At 58.5% G+C, this 19,327-nt stretch carries 14 protein-coding genes; 3 read left to right on the forward strand and 11 right to left on the reverse strand.

What is annotated here, in order from left to right:
• Positions 1-100: 100 nt before the first annotated feature.
• From KVT34_RS09315 to KVT34_RS09340, 6 genes are all read right to left on the reverse strand, one after another.
• Positions 101-439 (reverse strand): DUF3139 domain-containing protein, encoded by a 339-nt coding sequence (locus tag KVT34_RS09315; protein ID WP_217558285.1) that lies wholly within the window; start codon positions 437-439, stop codon positions 101-103.
• Between the two features lie 54 nt (positions 440-493).
• Positions 494-838 (reverse strand): DUF3139 domain-containing protein, encoded by a 345-nt coding sequence (locus tag KVT34_RS09320; RefSeq protein WP_217558287.1) that lies wholly within the window; start codon positions 836-838, stop codon positions 494-496.
• A gap of 194 nt (positions 839-1,032) precedes the next feature.
• A complete protein-coding gene (locus KVT34_RS09325; RefSeq protein WP_042230607.1) occupies positions 1,033-1,851 on the reverse strand; it encodes a pyruvate, water dikinase regulatory protein in 819 nt (272 codons plus the stop codon).
• A 20-nt stretch (positions 1,852-1,871) separates the two neighbouring features.
• The gene (locus tag KVT34_RS09330; protein WP_309244074.1) at positions 1,872-2,513 is read right to left on the reverse strand and encodes a helix-turn-helix transcriptional regulator; all 642 of its coding nucleotides are present in this window, start codon (positions 2,511-2,513) and stop codon (positions 1,872-1,874) included.
• A gap of 60 nt (positions 2,514-2,573) precedes the next feature.
• On the reverse strand, positions 2,574-5,264 hold the full coding sequence (gene ppdK, locus KVT34_RS09335; RefSeq protein WP_217558288.1) for a pyruvate, phosphate dikinase: 2,691 nt from the start codon (positions 5,262-5,264) through the stop codon (positions 2,574-2,576).
• On the reverse strand, positions 5,233-5,424 hold the full coding sequence (locus KVT34_RS09340; RefSeq protein WP_217558289.1) for a GapA-binding peptide SR1P: 192 nt from the start codon (positions 5,422-5,424) through the stop codon (positions 5,233-5,235). Before KVT34_RS09340 ends, ppdK begins: the two co-directional genes overlap by 32 nt.
• Before the next feature lie 271 nt (positions 5,425-5,695).
• On the opposite strand from KVT34_RS09340, the gene glpX reads away from it, so the two are divergent.
• Complete coding sequence (gene glpX / locus KVT34_RS09345) at positions 5,696-6,676, forward strand: class II fructose-bisphosphatase (protein ID WP_217558290.1); 981 nt, start codon at positions 5,696-5,698, stop codon at positions 6,674-6,676.
• Between the two features lie 225 nt (positions 6,677-6,901).
• Here the strand turns inward: glpX and KVT34_RS09350 are convergent, their stop codons facing one another.
• From KVT34_RS09350 to KVT34_RS09365, 4 genes are all read right to left on the reverse strand, one after another.
• Positions 6,902-10,300 carry an S-layer homology domain-containing protein gene (locus KVT34_RS09350; protein WP_217558291.1) on the reverse strand — a complete coding sequence of 1,133 codons (3,399 nt, stop codon included), beginning with the start codon at positions 10,298-10,300 and terminating at the stop codon, positions 6,902-6,904.
• A 235-nt stretch (positions 10,301-10,535) separates the two neighbouring features.
• Positions 10,536-12,398, reverse strand: coding sequence for a protein kinase domain-containing protein (locus tag KVT34_RS32355; RefSeq protein ID WP_217558292.1), 1,863 nt, complete (start codon positions 12,396-12,398; stop codon positions 10,536-10,538).
• A gap of 342 nt (positions 12,399-12,740) precedes the next feature.
• Positions 12,741-13,661 (reverse strand): S-layer homology domain-containing protein, encoded by a 921-nt coding sequence (locus KVT34_RS09360; RefSeq protein ID WP_254634661.1) that lies wholly within the window; start codon positions 13,659-13,661, stop codon positions 12,741-12,743.
• A 144-nt stretch (positions 13,662-13,805) separates the two neighbouring features.
• Complete coding sequence (locus KVT34_RS09365) at positions 13,806-14,810, reverse strand: M23 family metallopeptidase (RefSeq protein ID WP_217558295.1); 1,005 nt, start codon at positions 14,808-14,810, stop codon at positions 13,806-13,808.
• Between the two features lie 239 nt (positions 14,811-15,049).
• On the opposite strand from KVT34_RS09365, the gene KVT34_RS09370 reads away from it, so the two are divergent.
• Complete coding sequence (locus KVT34_RS09370) at positions 15,050-15,808, forward strand: response regulator transcription factor (protein WP_217558296.1); 759 nt, start codon at positions 15,050-15,052, stop codon at positions 15,806-15,808.
• Positions 15,805-17,553 carry a sensor histidine kinase gene (locus KVT34_RS09375; RefSeq protein WP_217558297.1) on the forward strand — a complete coding sequence of 583 codons (1,749 nt, stop codon included), beginning with the start codon at positions 15,805-15,807 and terminating at the stop codon, positions 17,551-17,553. The genes KVT34_RS09370 and KVT34_RS09375 overlap by 4 nt, the downstream gene beginning before the upstream one ends.
• A 320-nt stretch (positions 17,554-17,873) precedes the next feature.
• On the opposite strand, the gene KVT34_RS09380 is transcribed toward KVT34_RS09375, so the two are convergent.
• A complete protein-coding gene (locus KVT34_RS09380) occupies positions 17,874-19,181 on the reverse strand; it encodes a purine/pyrimidine permease (RefSeq protein ID WP_217558298.1) in 1,308 nt (435 codons plus the stop codon).
• Between the last annotated feature and the right edge of the window lie 146 nt (positions 19,182-19,327).

The following is a 19,327-nucleotide window of genomic DNA, read 5'->3' on the forward strand; positions in this document are numbered from 1 at the left end:
TAGATTAGTTCATCTCCTTCCTACCAGCTTTTCTTCGGACAAGCATGCGCGCTCTTGCTCCCGATAATGCCGTGCCGCTTTGATAATTCCGGTTGATTTGTTATTTTATCAACTTCGGGTTTTCATCATGTTTGTACTTAGGCAGATTTCCATACTGATCACGAGCCCCTTCTAGTTGAATCCACTTGTCCCCGTTATGGGTATATACATAGGTTACGTTGGGCTCATCTTTAAATTTAACGTAAACGGGGTATGCAGGAAGTTTACTATGCTCCCCCTCTAAACTTAAAATCTCTTCATCGGCATATTTCCTGGACTCAATGAGGTACTTTCTTAGCTCTTTTTCATAGTTGTTGATGTTCATTCGAATGTCTATAAAATACCAGGCCGGCAGAATTGCTAGTACTCCCAGAAAATAATAAAGTCTTCTATTTTTCACGGAAGGTTCCCCCTCTGTTTACAACAATCATAATCAAGCGAAGGCTTAAAACGATCATAACGTCTCTTTTTCGGTATGTTTGTGAAGAATCAGGTTCCCGCGAGCATCCCTGGTGGGAGGAAATTGAATGTATCTATCGTCCCTGTGTAAGTAGATATACGTAATATCGGGTTCGTCCGCGAATTTTACATAGATCGGATATCTCGGCGTCTTGCTGACTTTTGCCTCAATGCTGAGGATTTCCTTCTCTTCGTAGTGTTTCGTTTCGGTTAAATAAGCCAGAATTCCTCTTTCGAGGTTATAAAGGGTATACCGGGAATAAGCAAAGGGGGAAAACGCAAGCAGCAGAATAACGGTCCCGATGATAAGAGAGGATTTTTTGAGCCGGACACAAGGCATGAATTCTACCACTCCTTTTCGCCAAATACGGCCAGGTTCAGGATACTATCATGCTACTGGCACACCGAACAAATGTCAAATATTGGATAACGTCTTATTCCTCCTTCTACTCGCTGCCTATTCAAAAATCCAACAAAAAAAGCCCCCCGGTCCATAAACCGGGGAGCTTCACCCAACCGCTCACGCGATTGGTTTTACGCCTGCAAAAACTCAATGATCAGACCCGCCGTCTCCTCGATGGCTTTGTCCGTTACGTCAATAACCGGGCAGCGGAGCCGCTTCGCAATGCTGATGGCATGCTCCAGCTCCTCGTTGATCCGGTTCATGGTGGCATACTGGGAGCCGAACGGCAGTCCCAGCGTCTTCAGCCGCTCGATCCGGATCTTGAACAGCTTCTCCGCGTTCATGGTGAGGGCCACGATGCGGCTGCCGGGGAACTCGAACAGCTCCTTCGGAAGCTTCACTTCGGGCACGAGCGGGAAGTTCGCGACTTTGTAGCCTTTGTGGGCCAGGAAGATGCTGAGAGGCGTCTTCGAGGTGCGGGACACGCCGATGAGTACGATGTCGGCTTTCATCATCGAAGTCGTATCGCGCCCGTCGTCGCATTTGACGGCGAATTCAATGGCCTCGACCCGCCGGAAGTAGGCGTCGTCAAGTTCGTGCATGAGGCCGGGCTTACGGCTCGGCGCCCCGTCGAACGTGTCGATGTACGCCTGCATCATGGGCCCCATGATGTCGATGGCGCGGACGCCCAGGCGGATCGCCTCTTCTTTCATCATTTCCCGCAGTTCAGGCTGGACGAGCGTGTAAGCGACGAAGCCGCCTTCGCGGTGCACTTCCTCCATAATCTCGCGGATCTCATCTTCATGCTTAATATGCCCGATGCGCCGCATCTTGACATTGTGGCCGTTAAATTGGCGGATTGTGGCGCGTACGACCGTCTCCGCCGTCTCTCCGACAGAATCGGAGCAGATTGTGATCGTTTGCTGCGCCTCATGTGCATCCTGAACCATCCGGTATGTGTTCCCCTTCCTTACCACTTCCTGGCTGCGTCGAGCAGCACTTTGGTCATTGTTGTTTTGGAGATGCGCCCTACCACTTCCAGAGACGGCGTATCGCTGCCGTTCTCATGCGGTACGACCACAGGCAGCATATCGATCTGGTTCTCCGCCATCTTACGGGCGGCTTCGATGACGTCGTCATCGGGAGTCACCGTAACAAGCTGCGGCTTGCGCGTCATGACCAGCGAAACCGGCATGGAGGCGGCCGCAGGGTTGCCCAGTGTCACTTTCAGCAGGTCTTTCGGCGAAATGACGCCAAGCAGCATGCCTTCTTCATCCGCTACGACCAAACCGCCCACGTTATCTACAAAAAGGGCGACGACGGCGTCGCCCACGGTAGCGGTTTTGCGTACGATGACAGGCATGGACTGCACCTGTTTGACTTTCAGTTTCAGCCCGCCCGCCTGTTCTTCGCGAAACGACTGGTTCGGAAAATAACCGACCTTCGGCTTCGCGTTGATATGGCCGAGCATCACCAGAAGAGACAGATCCGAACGAATGGTCGGACGGCTTACGCCAAGCTGTTCGGCAATCTGCTCCCCGGTTATGGGCGCTTGCTTATGAATGAGTTCCAGAATTTCCATCTGGCGCTGAGACAGCTGTATGACTCTCACTCCTCACGGGCGGATTCCCGCAGGTGAATCGGGTATATCTCCATGATATATAAAATGCGGTCAGGATACAATCCTTTGCTGCCCGGAGGTCGCTTCTTCCGCGGCGATCTCGATCTCGGCCTGCGCGGCCGCTATACGGGCGAGCGGCACGCGGTAAGGGGAGCAGGACACGTAATCGAGGCCGGTTTCCCGGCAGAACCGGATCGACTTCGGATCGCCGCCGTGCTCGCCGCAGACGCCGGTTTTGAGCTTCGGCTTCGCGGCGCGCGCGCGGGTAACGGCCAGTTCGATCAGTTGGCCGACGCCGTCGCGGTCCAGCACCTGGAACGGATTGTCCGGCAGCAGCTTGCTGTCGACGTAATGCGTGAGGAACTTGCCCTCCGCGTCGTCGCGGCTGTATCCGAACGTCATCTGCGTCAAATCGTTCGTGCCGAACGAGAAGAAGTCGGCATGCTGCACGATCTGCGGCGCGGTCAGCGCGGCCCGCGGCACCTCGATCATCGTGCCGACGCGGTAATTGACCTGAGCGTGCAGGTCGCCGAGCATGCTATCCGCGACCTCGTCGACCAGCCCGCGCATAATGCGCAGCTCGTTGGCGTGACCCACGAGCGGGATCATAATTTCCGGCGAGACGTCGACGCCGTCGTTCAGACAGGCCAGGGCCGCCCCGAAAATCGCTTCGATCTGCATGCTGTAAATTTCGGGGAACAGAATGCCCAGCCGGCAGCCCCGCTGCCCCAGCATCGGGTTCACCTCGTGCAGGCCGCGGACTTTGCGGATCAGGAACTCCAGCTTCTGCAGCTCGGCATCCGGACCGGAAGCGCCGGACCGTGCGGCGGTAAGCTGCGCCTGACGGGCCACAAGCTCCTCCAGGTTCGGGAGAAACTCGTGCAGCGGAGGGTCCAGCAGCCGGATCGTCACGGGCAGGCCGGCCATCGCGCGGAAGATGGCGTCGAAATCTTCCTGCTGCATCGGCAGCAGCTTCTCCAGCGCGGCGCCGCGGGCCGCATCCGAGTCGGCCAGAATCATCTCCTGGACGATCGGCAGCCGCTGCGGCGACAGGAACATGTGCTCCGTGCGGCACAGGCCGACGCCTTCCGCTCCGAAGCTGCGCGCTTTCGCCGCGTCTTCGGGATTGTCCGCGTTGGCGTACACCTTCATCTGCCGCACGTCGTCCGCCCACTCCAGCATCAGTTGGAGCTCGGCGGACATATCCGCTTCCTTGAGCGGCACTTCGCCGATCATGACACGCCCCGTGGCGCCGTCGATCGTGAGCCAGTCGCCTTCGCGGATCGCCGTCCCGCCGATGGAGGCCTGCTTCTCTTCGCTCTCGATGGCCAGCAGCTCGCAGCCGCACACGCAAGGCTTGCCCATGCCGCGCGCCACGACCGCCGCATGGCTCGTCATGCCGCCGCGGGACGTCAGCACGCCTCGCGCGGCGAGCACGCCGTGGATATCTTCCGGCGTCGTTTCCGTGCGGACGAGAATGACGGCTTTGCCCGCACGCGCCCAGGCGTCGGCTTCGTCCGCCGTGAAGACGGCCTGTCCGCAGGCCGCCCCCGGCGAGGCCGGAAGGCCCGTCGCCAGCGCCGCAGGAGCTTCGCTTTCATCCAGGCTCGGATGAAGGAGCTGATCCAGGTGCGAAGGCTCTACGCGGAGCAGCGCCTCTTCCTTCGTCAGGATGCCCGCCTGCACAAGCTCCACGGCGATTTTCATGGCCGCTTGAGCCGTTCTTTTGCCGTTGCGCGTCTGGAGCATGTAAAGCGTCCCGTTTTCAACGGTGAATTCGATGTCCTGCATATCCCGGTAATGCCGCTCCAGCAGCTCCGCCATCCCTACAAGCTTCTCGTAAACGGCGGGCATGTCCCCCGCCAGCTTCGCGATCGGCTGCGGCGTGCGTACGCCCGCGACGACGTCTTCCCCCTGCGCATTTGTCAGATATTCGCCGAACAGGACTCTCTCTCCCGTGCTCGGATTGCGTGTAAACACAACGCCCGTGCCGCTTTCTTCGTTTAGATTGCCGAATACCATGGCCTGGATGTTGACGGCGGTTCCCTGTTCGTCCGGGATTCCGTTCAGCCGGCGGTAAATTTGCGCGCGCTGGTTATTCCAGGAACGGAAAACCGCTTCGACGGCCAGCCGGAGCTGCTCGTAAACGTCCTGCGGAAACGGGACGCCCGCCCTTTTCAAAATCAGCGCTTTGTACGTGCCGATCAGCTCCTGCCAATCCTGCGCCTGAATATCCTGGTCGGATTCCGTTCCTGTGGCCTGTTTCAGCGCGTGAAGTTTTTTCTCGAACCAGGCTCCCTCGATTCCGAAAACGACGCTGCCGAACATCTGGATCAGACGGCGGTAGCAGTCATAGGCGAAACGCGGATTTTTGGTGGCGGCGGCCAAACCTTCCACCGTGTCGTCGTTAAGGCCGAGGTTTAGAATCGTATCCATCATGCCCGGCATGGACGTGACCGAACCCGAACGGACCGAGACGAGGAGCGGCGAAGCCGCGTCCCCGAAACGCTGTCCTTTACTCCGTTCAAGCTCCGCCATCGCTTCGCGCACTTCCGCGAGCAGTCCGTCCGGCAACCGGCTTTCTATATAGTAAGCTCTGCAAGCTTCCGTAGTCAGAGTGAACCCCGGGGGAACGGCAAGCCCCGCCCGGGTCATTTCGGCCAAATTGGCGCCCTTGCCGCCAAGAAGTCCCGCTAGTGATTGATTTCCCTCATAAAAGTGCATCAGCCATTGTTTGCTCATTGTGTCCCACTCCCTCTTTGTCTACGGCTGCCCGGCAGGCGCCATCTTTACATTGCGTGTAATACAAGGTCACTTTCTCCGTATCCAATTCCCCGACGATCTCGTTGCACCATTTGCAGAGCAGAGTTCCCAGCATGACGTCCGATTTCGCCTTGCTCATTGTTTTCATCGCTCCTCTGTGATTGGTTGTTGGTTCTTAATGAAGATATATGACGTCATAATCCCGTTCATGATGAAATCCCTTTCATTCTTTTTAGAAAAGAGGAAAGTTCGTCCCATCGTGAGCATAACATGCAGCATTTGGGCTGCACATTTCGAAATAATCCTCAAACAAGGATTGATTTCACTTATTTTATATCATATATTAGTATTTAGTACAACACATTAATTTATATATGCGTCATATTAAAGATGTGGAGGGAAAAAAGAAGATGCAGAGAGAACTGTCCTTGGAAATTGTACGTGTTACGGAAGCCGCCGCTCTTGCGGCCGCACGCTGGATGGGACGCGGGGATAAAAACGAAGCGGACGGCGCCGCAACCGCCGCTATGAGGGAGTCCTTCCGTTCCGTTTCCATGAAAGGAACCGTCGTGATCGGCGAAGGGGAGATGGACGAGGCGCCCATGCTCTATATCGGAGAGAGCGTAGGCAGCGGGGACGGACCGGAAGTCGATATTGCCGTAGACCCCGTTGAAGGCACGGAACTGGTATCCAAGGCGCTCAACAACGCCCTCGCCGTTATCGCGGCCGCAGACAAAGGCAAACTCCTGCACGCGCCCGACATGTATATGGAGAAGCTGGCCGTCGGACCCGCGCTCTGCGGAAAGCTGAGTCTGGACGAGCCTCTGGAGAAGACGCTGCGATCGGCCGCCCGCCTGCTCGACAAGAACATCGCCGATCTGACGGTATCGATCCTCGACCGCGAACGCCATGCGGAGCACATCGCCGTGCTGCGCCGGGTCGGCGTGCGGCTCAAGCTGCTCAGCGACGGCGATGTAGCCGGAGCGATGGCGCCCGCGTTCCCGGAATCCGGCGTCGATCTCTACATCGGCTCCGGCGGTGCGCCGGAAGGCGTTCTGGCCGCGGCCGCGCTGCACTGTCTGGGCGGCGAGCTGCAGGGCCGCCTCATGCCGTCCGGCGAAGAAGACGCGGCGCGCTGCCGCGCGATGGGCATCGACGATCCGGCGAAGCTGCTGCGCCTGCCGGATATGATCGGCGACGACGATGTCATCTTCGCCGCCACGGGCATCACGCCGGGAGATTTTCTCGGCGGCGTGCGCTTTCTCTCCGCCGAGCGGGCCGAGACGCATTCCATCGTCATGCGCGCGAAAACGCGGACGATCCGGTATGTCCGCTCGATTCACCATCTTCCGAGCAAGCCGGTGGCCGTGGCTGTGGCGGTGGTGGGCTAGGCTAGGTTCAGGGGGCTCCATAAAAAGCAAAAAGGACGCGATCCGAGTGATCGTGTCCTTTTTTGCTGTTTCTTACGGCCTTCCCGGAAGCAGGGGCCGGGCAGCCGAAACCTGACCGCAAGTCTGTTCCAACGCGCGCGAATCTTAAGCGCGTGTCACGGCGCAGCGCGGTGGTCGGCCGCACGCGTGGGGTTCCTCACTCCCGGGGGGATCGGCGGGACGTCCTTACTTACCCGCCGCCGGAGCGTCGGCCGCTTTCTTCAGGCGGAGCAGCATCACAACCGCTTCCGCTCTCGTGGCCTGCTCCTGTGGAGCAAAGCGGTTCCCTTCGCGGCCTTCGATTAGGCCGTTTTCCGCCGCTTGTTTTACGAGGTCCGCCGCCCAAGACGGAATCTCGCCGGTGTCGGAAAACGCCGGGGACGAGCCCTCTGCTGCGGGAAGCTTCACCGCGCGGCCGATCATCGCGGCCATCTCGGCCCGGGTAATAAGCGTTCCGGGCCGGAAGGCGCCGTCTTCGTATCCGGCCGCGATTCCCCGCGCGGCCGCAATCGCCGCGGCATCCTTCGCCCAGCCGGGAATCGCCGTTTCGTCCGCAAAGGACGGCGGCCCGGATTCATGCCGGGCAAGCCCCAGCGCACGGATCAGCAGAACGATGAACTCGCCGCGGGTGATCGTCCGGTCCGGACGGAACGTGCGGTCTTCGTAGCCTTCCGCAAGCCCCTTCTCGATTGCCTGCAGGATTATCTCCTGTGCCCAGTGTCCTTCGATATCGGCCGGATGTTCCTTCGCCGGCTCGACTACCACTGGAGGAAGAAGGGCTGCCGGAGGTGCGAGAACCGCAAATCGGCCGAACAGCTCCGTTTCCGCCGCCGCGGCGCCGTCTTTGATCCGGCTTTGGAGCGGTGTCCATTTTTGATCCGTCCCGTTGTAATAATAAATCGCTGGATTCCGGTTATCGCCTGCCCCTTCCCCGCTTAGCTTTATCGTAAGCGCGTAAGGCTTGCTCAGCGGCACGCCGGTGCTTTTTCTCATCTCGAAAACCGGGCTGAGCTGCAGATATCCTTCCGGAATGCCGGCCGGACCGGCCGTTCTTTTCTCCGCTTCCAGCCAAAACCCTTCTCCGTGTGAGCCTTCGGACACCGCCGCCGTCATTTCGCCGTTAAACTCGAGCAGCCCGGATTTTCCCGCCGACACGTATATGCTTTTCACATTCGGATTAGGGACCGGTTCCTGCCCCGAACCTCCGCCTCCGGAACTGTCCGGTGAAGGATTGCCCGGTTCTGGCGCTTTCGTAATTTTCAGCGTCGTCTCTGCCGCGAACAAATCCCCGTATACCGCACGGATAACGGTCGTTCCCGCGCTCTTCGCCGTGATGAGTCCGGCCGCGTCCACGACGGCTGCCGTTTCGTCCGAGGAGCTGAAGACAAGACGTTCCTTGAGCGGCCGGCGCCCTCCGTCTTCGTAAACCGCGTTTACGACGCTTTGATGCGTACGTCCGGTTTCCAGGCTCACCGGCATTCCTTGAAGTTCGATGCCGGTCATAAGAGGTTCCCTCGGCGAAATGACAAGGGTGACGACCGCCTCACGTGACGTATTCACGCCGTCCGACGCCGTATAAGTAAACGTGTCGGTCCCCGTGACACCGGTATTCGGCGTATAACGGAACTCCCCGGTGCTCGCATCCAGCAAAGAGACGGTGCCGAGCGAACCGCCGGATACAACGCTGTACGACAAGGCGTCGCCGCCGGGATCGTAAGCGGCAAGCTTCCCCGTCAAAGGCGCATCGGCCTGCACGTTAAAACGCAAATCTTCCGCCACCGGAGCAGGATTGGCGCGCTTCACCACAAAAGGCGAGCTGTCCGCTTTAACTCCGTTGTCGGCCGTAAAAGTAAGCGTGCCGCTTATATCCGTCGTCATATCCGTGCTTCGCGCGCCGAGATTCGCATAAACAGCCCGGCCGCCTATGGCGGTAACCGTGAGGTCCCCGTCCGGCGTCCATGCACCGGCATCTTGCTTTGCCTCTGCCGTTACGCGATGGGGTACAAGTACCGGGTTTCCGAACTTGTCGGTCAAGCTCAGTTCAGGCTGAGCGGCCAGTTCTCCTCCTCCCGGCTCCAATGGACCGCGGGGCTGCCGGACGACCGTCAGCCGGTCCAATTTCGCGGGCATCGGGCTGTACTCCAGGGTATTGCTCCGCGGAATCCGCAGCCGCCCGATTTCAAATCGGATTCCCTGAGCCGCCGCATGATGCAGGACCAGCGTTACCCGGGCTTCTCCACGGCTGAACGGGACCGTTACACTGGTACCTAACGGCGATTTCAGCGGCGTTCCGTTCATTGTCCCTGCGGTACCCGACGGCGGCATGCTGTACCCTTTAACGGTGATTGGCCTGTCCCCGCCAAAAGAGGTGTCTACCGTGCCGTCCGTGTTCAGCACCTTTACGGTAATTTCGCTCTCTCCGCCCGCTTCCGGGTTTAGCCGGTCCGCGGAAATCACCGCTTTCTCCGTACCGGCCGGAAGCACCGTGATATCGACATAGGCGGGCGCGCTTGTTTCCACTCCGTTGCTTGCCGTGTAGGAAAATCCGTCCTTACCCGCATACCCGGCCTCCGGCGTGTAAAAAACGCTGGCGCTGCAAGCATCGAATAGGCAGAAAGGGGGATGGATCGGGTCCAGCTTTCCGTGAAGCGGCCTATCCTTAATTTGAAAAGAAATGGTATCCGGCCACGCGTTTTCGGCCTTCAGATTAATTAATCCTCCGAATCCGCCCGCTACATCCTGCTCTATCTTCACTGCTCTCGGAGGCGGAGGCCCTGTAATGTCAATTTCATAAGTTTCCGCGAGGTCCCTCGATATCCCCGGTACTTTCACCGTAAGTATAACTTTCCCCGGACGGGCGGGCGTCGTAAACATTGGCATAAAATGCCCCGTTAATCCTGTCGCCATATCCGTTTGACTGAGCGAACCGTCCGAAACGGATAAGCTTACGTTTACCGGCGCATCGACATCAATTTTACCGTTGAGCTGTACGGTTTGTCCCGCCTGCGCCGACCACGGGTCAAAAAAAAGCACCGCACTCGGCGCTTTGACAAGAGATAGACTCAGCTCTTCGTAAATGGCCGAATAAACGCTTATTCGAAAGGTGCTCATCTTCTTCGCAACCGCTGCTCCGGATATCCTAAAATCGGCCTTACTTTCGAGGGGATCGTAGGAATCCAAGAACACCGTTCCGCTTCCGCCGATCCATTTGACTTGCCCGTTTCCCTTGATTTCGAGTGCGGCAAGTACCGTCCCGTTCTCCGTAATGACGACCTTGTCGGCATACATAGCCGAGAAGAGAATATCCGCAAAATCTTCCTCCGTGATGAATACGTTTTGCGAGGTGTTGACATTCCGGAACTTTCCGCCGCCGTCCGTCGGAAGATTAAACGGATCGTGAGGCACGGGCTTAACATCCCGGATAACCCTGCCGGGCGAATTCAGGTTTGTTCTTACTTCCCCACCGTCTTGCGGCTGAACGGCAGGCGCCGCTTGTGCCGACGCGGACCATACCGGCGCAGCGGACGATACCAGCAATAGTAACACCGTGAGCCTTGAAATTACCGACCTCCATCGTTTCATCATGCGTAACTCCATTCCCGTTTGTTAGGCATCCCGTTCTGCGGTTTATTTGTCTGTCTACTTAGGCAAAAGGGAATGCCACTTTTATCGTAGCTTCCCGTACCGGACACATCCATCCCCCAAACGGTTGATTTCTGACGGGGATTAGCCCGCTTTTTCGAACTCTTTCCGGGAAAAAGAAAAACCATGCTCTCCATAGAGGCACGGTTTTGGAAACAAACGATATCCAGCGCTCCCGTCAATCCAGAAGGCCCAGAAATTTGGCGATCGTCACCGCTTTGATCCGGCGATCCACTTTCATTTTGTGAAAAATGTTTTTCACGTGCGTTTTGACGGTGGCGGCCGTGATGAACAGTCTTGCGGCGATCTCCCGGTTGGATAATCCGGCAGCCATCAGCCGCAGCACCTCTTTTTCCCTCGCGGTCAAAGTTTCGATGCTGTGTCCCGCCGCCGGAACCGGTTTATTCGACGGCCCCTCCAGGGATAAATCCGGCGCTCTTTGGGCCGTGAACAGCGCCTGGGCCGCAAGCGTGCGCAGCACCGCGTATCGTTCGGGGGCAAAAGCCCGCTTTGTCCGCGTATTCTCCATGTACAGGCAGCCTGCCGCTTCGCCGCCCGACATCAAAGGCAGCGCCAGAAGAGAGCCGTATTCCTTGCCGCTTCGGAAACAGGGCGTCCGCCCGCGAATACAAGCGGCTATCATTTCCGTATCGAAGCGGGAATCGGCTTCGACATCTACGGGCGCGTCCGTCACGGTGACGGTTCCTTCCGCGAATTCCGCGGAAAGAACGCACACCCGCCCCGCTTGCCGGACGGCGATCAGGCAGGCCCGCTCCGCGCCCGCCGTCTGCAGAAGCAGGAACATCAGCCTTGCCGCAATTCGCCGTCCGTCTCCACCGAGCGCAAACGCCTGCGACGACTGAATGATCGCGGACAAGTCCAGCGCCTGGGAGTAGCTCGTGTTCGGATCGGTCTCATTCGCCGGGGCACCGATGGAAATCGGCGGGCCTGATTCCGCGCGGGAAGCGGCCTGTGTCTCTCCGATGCGAGGAGCGGCCGTTTCCTCCGCGGTCCCCGGAGCACCGGAGGCGGACGGCTCGCCACGCCCGGCCGGCTTTGCCGGACCCGCCGGGCCTTCCGGCCTGACCGGGCCGTCCCCGGCACAGCGTGCCTCCCGGTCAGGCTTGCCGCCCGGAAGGCACGCCCCGCGCGGGCCGGCGCCCGGCTCTCCGGCGCGCTTCTCTCCGCCGGTTTCCGCTGCCGACGAAGCGGCAGTCATGCAGGCCCCCGCGAACGCCTGCAAATCGGCGCTGACTGCCGAGGCGCTTTCGTAGCGGTCCTCGGGGTCCTTGCGGAGCAGCTTCGCCACGATGGCGGCCAGCTCCCGCGGAACGGCTCCGGTGCCGCCGCGCAGAGGGGCCGGCTCCCGCGCCATGTGGGCATGCGACCAGCCGAGCGCATCCTCGGCCGTGTACGGAAGCCGGCTTGCAAGAAGCTCGTACAGCGTGACGCCGAGTGAATACAGATCCGATCGGCAATCGACGCCATGGCTCATCCGGCCCGTCTGCTCCGGGGACATGTAGTGGGGACTGCTTTCGAGAAGGGGGATGCTGCCTCCTTCCCAAGCATCCTGAAGAGTCCGGCTCGAATAGCCGAAACCGGTCAGGTACAGGTTCCCCGTTGCCGGTTGAATCAAAATCGTGTCCGGCCGGATGTTCAAATGCAGAACGCTTTTGCCGTGAAGCTCTTGGAGAATAGAAGTCAAACGGATACCGATATTCAGAAATTCCTCCAAGGAGACCGCACGTATCTCGAAGTGCTGCCGGAGCGTCAGCCCGTAAACCGGCTCATACTCCAGCGCGGTGCCGCCGCTCTCGACGATTGCCGCCGTGGGGGTAAGAATGCCGTCCATTCTCAGCGAAGAAGCCACTTTATATTCATTGAGCAGTTTAGCGTTTTCGGTCAAGGTCCGGCTTCCGTCTTTAACCACCTTAAGAAGCACTTTACGGTTGGAGCGCTCGGAGAACGCGTAGCAAATCATAAAGCAGGGATCATCGTAGATAAGCTCCGTCATCCGATAGCCTTTTAAAGTAAACGTCATGAAAAAAAGGTCCTTTGTTTGACGGCGGGAACTACCGCCGGGTACAGCGGCCGCCGCTAAATTAGATTACCCTCACTTTACCATTGAACGTTCGCGCATGGCTACCGTCCATGCAAAAACGGTCCGCATCCCCACGGCCGACCGATCCGTCCATCGGTTCAGAAACAAAACGTATCGGGTATTTTCCTTCATCGTCCCGTAAACGCCGAACACCTCCCTGAAATCGCGAATCCGATTTCAGGGAGGTGTTCGGGATGCCGGGCATCGCCCTAAGTCCGAGACAGCGCAGGAGCCTCGCTCCTCTTCTGCCGGACCTGCGGGACTTTATGCCGCCGCGGCTTTTTACTTCGACGGCTTAGCCGTTACCTTATAACCGGCTTTAACCGTGACGGAAGCTTTCGCTTCGGTCATGACGGCCGGATACATTTTGTCCGGGTCGGGCTTGCGCAGCGTGTAGTAGGCTACGGCTTCCGAATCCGAAACGTAGTCCACACGGTCGATGGTGATTCCGTAGCCCGGGTTAGGCTGAAGACCGCGGGAGAGGGTTACCTTGTTAAGCTCATCGTTCTGTTTCTCCACGATGACCTTAACGCCTTCTTCCTCGGAAGGAGCTGTCGCAGGCTCCTCCGCCTTGCTGTGCTTGGCGACGAATTCCATCGCGTTATAAGCCATTACAGCCGCTTCGGCGCGGGTAATGGGCTTCTTCGGATTGAACTTCGACGCATCGTCCAGCTTGGCGATCTTGGTCAGGAGCAAAACCTGAATCGCGTTCATGCTGCCCGGCGTCACTTCCGCCTGATCCGCAATGTTCACGAACATGTTCACAACCGGATATGGGCCTGTTTTGTCCACCGCGGCATGAAGCCATTCGGCGAACTGCTCCCGTGTCAGCGTCTGCTGGGGATCGATATCCCGGCCGATCGGAAGACTGTTCATAGCCGCAATGATGAACGATTCGGAATACCAGACGTCATCCTTGGCTTTCGTGAAGCTGTCGCTTGCTTTAGGCGCGCGGATGAAGCGGATTTTGCCCAGATTCAAATCAAGTGCTTTAACGATCAACTGTACGCCCTGAGCCGCCGTCATCGATGTATTCGGTGCAAACTTGTCGCCGTCCATCCCTTCAACGATTCCTTTCTCTTGCAGAGATTGAATGGCCGCCTCATCGGGACTGCCCTTCAAATCGGAAAACGCGAAGGCCGAAGAACCGAGCGAGAACACGAGCAACGAGGCCAACAGGACGATATTCGTCATTTTTTTCATAATGTTCACCTCCACCCTTTCTCTTTCTGACGAGCCGTTCATGCGATATGTTGCATCACTTTTACCTATTTTAACCGATTCCCTAAATTCCTTCTATAGATAAAAGAGCGGCTTTCGACAAAAAGAATGGAGGACTTACGTCTCTTAGCGGACTCCTTTTAGAACGTCGCCCTGCTTGGGCGCGGCTCCCCCCTCAAAACGGATGCGGATCGACTTCGACCCCGACAAATCCGCCCTGTCCCCAACGTGAAAATGGATATGGGGCTCGCTCGTATTGCCTGAGTTCCCGACACGCCCGAGAAGCTGGCCCCGTTCGATTTTGTCCCCGGGTTTTACCGTGATCGTGCCTTTTTTGAAATGGGCCAGAAAGCTGTACTCACCGCCGCCATGATCGATGACCACGTGATTGCCTGCGGGATTCTTCTCGTCGGTCTGCCCGATCGGGTTATCCGGCCTGCCGTTCTCCACCGCTTTCACGATGCCGGGAGCCGGAGCCGTCACTTCCTGGTTGTACGCGTAATAACTCTCCAGTTTGCCCGGATCGCCCGTGTAGGTGGAAGTTCCCTTGAATTGCACAAGGTCGTAAGCGTACCGCTGGGATTCATGCTCGTAGTGATAATTCAGAAGGACGTTCGTTCCGCCCCAAAGCACGTTCCACTCCCCCCGGAAAGGAAGGGAAAATTCCGTGCGGCTGAATGCTTCGTCCGAAGCCGGATACGTCTTAAGAGGAACGAATTGAAGCCCCTGGATGATCCCCTTGCCGTCGATAGCGGCCGTCAGCCCTTTTTGCCCGGACTCGTCCGTCCATACGTAACGTTTCCCGTCCCCGAGGGGCAGCTTGCTCTGCAGCTTATACGCGCGGACGTCTTTATTGAAATCCCCGGCCAGCTCGCTTAACTGCTCCAGACTCACGTCTTTCTTGAATTCAGGGCTGAAGCGGCTGTAAATCTCTTTGATTTTTCCCTCCAAAAATAGGGCCGCAAGGTTCTCCGGCTCAAACTTCGCCTCTTTCTCCGCATCCGGCGAAGCTGCCGGGGGCGCGGGCGAAACGGCCGAAGACGGCTTCGCTTCCGTCATGCCGCAACCGGCAAGTCCCGGAAGAACTAACAGTACCGCTGCCATCCCCCAGATCGTCGCTGTTCGTTTCATTTCTCCCTCTCCTTTACGAGTTCTTTAAGAACACCCGAGCCTCTGTCTCATCTGTCTGCTCCGGCACGTTTAGCGTACCATGCGGACATTACCTCAGCCGAAACGCCGCATTACCGGAAGCTTATTTTCGCAGCCTTTCTTTTCCTCTTTCGTTAAGGTTCCGTTAAGGTGCTGTTTCAGACGGGTTCACCCGATCGTGATATGATGGGAACAAGAATGGAATAAAGGAGCGGTTTTGTATGAAAGAAGCCCGGCTGTTGATCGTCGACGACGAACCGGCTCTCTTGCATATGCTGGAGAAAGTTCTTGCCAAGGAAGGTTTTACGCGGATCGATACCGTCTCAACCGCCGAGGAGGCTCTGGAGGCCTCCAAGCGGCAGGCCTATGATCTGATTGTTCTGGACGTCATGCTCCCCGGAAAAAGCGGTTTCGACATTTGCCCGCTGCTGCGGGCCGAAACGGATGCGCCGATTCTTTTTCTGACCGCCAGGGGCTCCGATCTCGATAAACTGACCGGCTTCGCCCTGGGGGGAGACGATTATGTGACGAAGCCGTTCAATCCTTTGGAAGTGGCGGCACGCATCAAAGCCCGTTTGAGACGTAATGTCCGGACCGCGCCGGAAGCCGGGGGACCGAGAGCTGCCGATGCGGCGGCGGAAGAAGCTTCCGAGCACTACGACTACGGACGTTTCCAGGTTCACGTGCAGGCCGGAGAACTCCGGGTGCAGGGGCAAAGTCTGGCGTGTCCGGCGCTCGTGTTTCAACTGCTCGTATTTCTGTGCCGCCACCCGAACCGGATTTTCAGCAAGCAGCAGCTGTATGAGCAGGTATGGGGAACGGACAGCTATGGAGACGACAATACCGTGATGGTGCATATTCACCGCATACGCGAAAGAATCGAGGAAAATCCCGGCGATCCCCGCTTTCTTGTGACGGCGCGCGGACTCGGCTATAAGCTTGTGCGCCCGGCGGCCTCACAGGAGGTACGCGTACCGTGACGGTCCGAAAACGGCTGATTCTCCGTTTTGTCATTCAGCTTGTGACCGTGAGCGGTTTTATTCTGCTGCTGATCGGGGGAGCCGTCGCCTATATGCTCACCGGCATGGCAAAGCTCGAAATGAACCGTGATTTCAGCAAAGCCGGCATGTCCAAGCTCGTCCAAACGGTCCGGACAGAGAACGGGAAACTGATCTTCGACGAGGCTCTGCTGGACAAAGCGCTCCGGTCCGGCGGCTGGCTGCAGGCGGTGGATGAAACCGGGGCGGTTATCCGGTCCTACGGGACGCCTGCCGATGTCCCGGCACAGTACGAGCCCGGAGAATTTATCGATTACTGGACGGGAAATAAGCCGTTCCCCTATTCCCTTTTCCTTTGGATCGAAGAAAAAGACGGCCAAACCTATACGCTGCTCTACGGAAAACGCAGCACCGAAAACGTTCTGCTGGACGAGATTCTCGCCGCAGGTCCGCCCGGGGACAAGCAGCCGATGATATCCGCTTCCATCCGGGAGCAGTTGGACCGGTCCGGCGCCGTTCTCCAGCTTCTCGACCGCAGCGGCAGGGAGCTCGCTTCGTACAACCGGCCGGATTCGATCCCCGCGGTCTATACGCTGCAGGATCTGGCTCTCCGCCGCCAATACAGCGAGCGTTACGGGTTCGCCGCCGCTTCGCGCAGCCTGGAGGACGGCCGCACCTGGCTCGTCCATGCCCCCATGCGCGGCGCGGAGCAGAACGTCTTCCCGGCTACGGAAGCGCAGGTCGTGCTCACGGCATTCGTCGGCCTGGCCGCCGGGCTGCTTGTTCTGCTCGTCGGAGCGGCGTTCTGGTACGGCCACCGCTTCGGCACGCCGATCGTGCATATCCTCGCTTGGCTGCACCGGCTCAGCCGGGGAGAATATACGGAGCCCGGCGTGGCGAAAGGGAGATCGGGCAGCCGGCGCAGGGACGGGCGCCTGAAGCGGCGCTACCGCCTGTACGGCGATGTCATGCAGTCGATGGAGCATCTGTCCGGCGCCTTAAGCTCCGCCGAGGAAGCCCGGGGGCGTCTGGAGCGGACGCGGGATGAGTGGATCTCCGGCATCTCTCACGATTTAAAGACACCTCTGGCTTCCATCAAGGGGTACGCCCATATGCTCGAAACGCCCCAATACACGTGGACGGAACGGGAAATCCGGGAATTTGCGGCTATCATCAAGGATAAGGCGGATTTTATGGATGAGCTGATCGGCGATCTCAGTCTGACTTTCCGTCTCAGCAACGACGAGAGGCCCCAGGTCGCGGAACAAACCGAACTCAACGAATTCGTGCGCCGCTGTATTCTGGGGGTTGTGAACGATGCGGAGTTCGCTCACGCCAACGTGTCGTTCGAGCCGGAAGAGGAGGCGCTTGTCCGTTCCGTCGACCGGCAGGCGCTCCGCCGCATCCTCGACAACCTCCTTGCCAATGCCGTCCGCCACAACCCTCCGTCCACGCAGATTCGGGTATTGCTACGGAAAGCCCCGGAGGGGGCGGCTACCTCGCCAGGGGGGTTCATCCTGCGAGTCGAAGACAACGGAGTGGGCATGGATAAGCAGACTCTGGGTAAACTGTTCGACCGCTATTACCGCGGAACGAACACGGAAGGCACCACCCGCGGGACCGGCCTCGGCATGGCGATCGCCAGGCAGTTGGCCTTGCGGCTCGGCGGCTCCATTGCGGCGGAAAGCGAGCCGGGACGGGGGACGTCCGTAACGGTGACGCTTTAGGAGCGGCAGTCACGGCTAAAGCCGCGGGGCCGCGATAGCGCAAGCAGGTCACGCGGGCGGGCAACGCAGACGGCCAGCGCAAGCCGGCTGCGCAAGCGGGCTGCGCCGCTGCGGGAGTTTCCGCCGGGCGCCTCGGCAGGAGCCCCGAGGCGACATGCCTGCGGCTCGCGTCGGCGATGGTGCGCAGGCGGGCGACGCGCGAGCCACAGCCGATGACGCCGCAGCACAACCGCTCCGCGCGGCAAGCAAAAAAGCCTCTGACAAAGGAGATGCATATCCAATGCATCGATCTGTCAGAGGCTTTTTTTCATACGTACGGCTTACACCGCGGAGGCGTCTTTTTTACATGCGGAACGCTCGCGGTACAGAAATAACTGCTCCAGGACAATACAGACGAGCATACCCAGCACAAGCCCGTTGTTGGCTACTGTGCGGACCAGACCCGGAAGCTGAGCAATCGCCGAAGCGGGGACGAACAAGCTGCCGATGCCGATCATCAGCGACACCCCGATAATAAAATAATCGCGGTCGCCGCCCTTAAGCGAATGATATTCGCGCAGCGCAAGGCCGATCATCGAAGCGAACGGCACGAAGATAACCGCGTAACCCACCGGCATCGGCAGGGAGGTGAAAATGGCCGTGACCGGCGGGAACAAGCTGATCAGCACCATGCCGACGGAGGCCAGCACGAACGGCAGCCGCTGGACCAGTCCCGTCGTCAGGATGAATCCCGCGGTTCCGGAAATGGGCACGCAGCCCATCGCGGAAAACAAGCCTCCGAGCGCCGTCGAGACGCCCATCATCAGGCTGGTGCGGTTGTAGTTCACAGGGGCTGCGGCCGCGCTTTTGTCGGCGGACACTTTTTCCACAACCTGAATGCTTGCAATGAGGTTTGCGAGCAGCAGCAGACCGATCAGGATGGACGTCGGCAGAATGCCCGCGTCCCACTGCGGAAGTCCCCACTCGAAAACTCCCGGCAGGGCGAACGCCGCATCCGAAGCCGGCACGTCCGGCGCGATACCGAGCAGCATAAACAGGACCCAGCCCGTCAACAGCGCAAGCAAAATCGAATAATTCCGGAGAAACCGGCTGCGTGTCCGCGGCAGGAGCATTGAAAGCAGAAGCACGGCAAAGGCCGGCAGGGCCACGCGCGAATCCACGGCATCCTGCAGATAGCCGATTCCAAGCAGTCCTTTCATAAAAGAGCCGCTGAGCTGGGCAACCAGAATCAGCAGGTACGTGCCTGTGACAAGAGGCGTAAACAGCTTGCGGATTTTACCGATCCATCCGAGGGCACCGAGCAGCAGGAACAGCGCTCCCGTCAAAAGCATGCCCATTTCAAGCTGGCGAAGACCGTCCGCGAGCGCCAGGGCACCCGAAGAGATCAGGCCCGCGTATACAACGAAAATACCCCACCACAGGCCGGCGGGGCCTTCCATCATCGGCAGTTTGTGACCGAAAAGCGTTTGCAGCAGGGCGGAGACGCCGATAAGCAGAAAAGTCCGCTGCATAAACGTAGCGATATCCGCCGGCGGCAGATGCAGCGCATTGCCTACGGCAAGCGGAGCGACCAGGCTTCCGGCCAGAATAAAGGCCAGCCATTGAATCGTAGAAAAAAACAATTTCATCGGAACAAGACTCCTTGTCGGCTCGACTATAAACAAACCTTTACAGTCTTAAGATATGTTAAAAAAACAATCATATCCCACCCGGACAAAGTTTGGCAAGGAATCGGGAAAAATTTTTCTACCCGAAACCGACTGAATCCGTCCGC

This window comes from Paenibacillus sp. GbtcB18 (assembly GCF_019091125.1).
Taxonomy (GTDB): domain Bacteria; phylum Bacillota; class Bacilli; order Paenibacillales; family NBRC-103111; genus Paenibacillus_F; species Paenibacillus_F chitinolyticus.

Coding starts and splice junctions, on each gene's coding strand:
- KVT34_RS09360 (WP_254634661.1), bottom strand. CDS start 13,661: ATGAAAAAAATGACGAATATCGTCCTGTTGGCCTCGTTGCTCGTGTTC.
- KVT34_RS09320 (WP_217558287.1), bottom strand. CDS start 838: ATGCCTTGTGTCCGGCTCAAAAAATCCTCTCTTATCATCGGGACCGTT.
- KVT34_RS09365 (WP_217558295.1), bottom strand. CDS start 14,810: ATGAAACGAACAGCGACGATCTGGGGGATGGCAGCGGTACTGTTAGTT.
- KVT34_RS09370 (WP_217558296.1), top strand. CDS start 15,050: ATGAAAGAAGCCCGGCTGTTGATCGTCGACGACGAACCGGCTCTCTTG.
- ppdK (WP_217558288.1), bottom strand. CDS start 5,264: ATGAGCAAACAATGGCTGATGCACTTTTATGAGGGAAATCAATCACTA.
- KVT34_RS09380 (WP_217558298.1), bottom strand. CDS start 19,181: ATGAAATTGTTTTTTTCTACGATTCAATGGCTGGCCTTTATTCTGGCC.
- KVT34_RS32355 (WP_217558292.1), bottom strand. CDS start 12,398: ATGACGTTTACTTTAAAAGGCTATCGGATGACGGAGCTTATCTACGAT.
- glpX (WP_217558290.1), top strand. CDS start 5,696: ATGCAGAGAGAACTGTCCTTGGAAATTGTACGTGTTACGGAAGCCGCC.
- KVT34_RS09325 (WP_042230607.1), bottom strand. CDS start 1,851: ATGGTTCAGGATGCACATGAGGCGCAGCAAACGATCACAATCTGCTCC.
- KVT34_RS09340 (WP_217558289.1), bottom strand. CDS start 5,424: ATGAGCAAGGCGAAATCGGACGTCATGCTGGGAACTCTGCTCTGCAAA.
- KVT34_RS09350 (WP_217558291.1), bottom strand. CDS start 10,300: ATGATGAAACGATGGAGGTCGGTAATTTCAAGGCTCACGGTGTTACTA.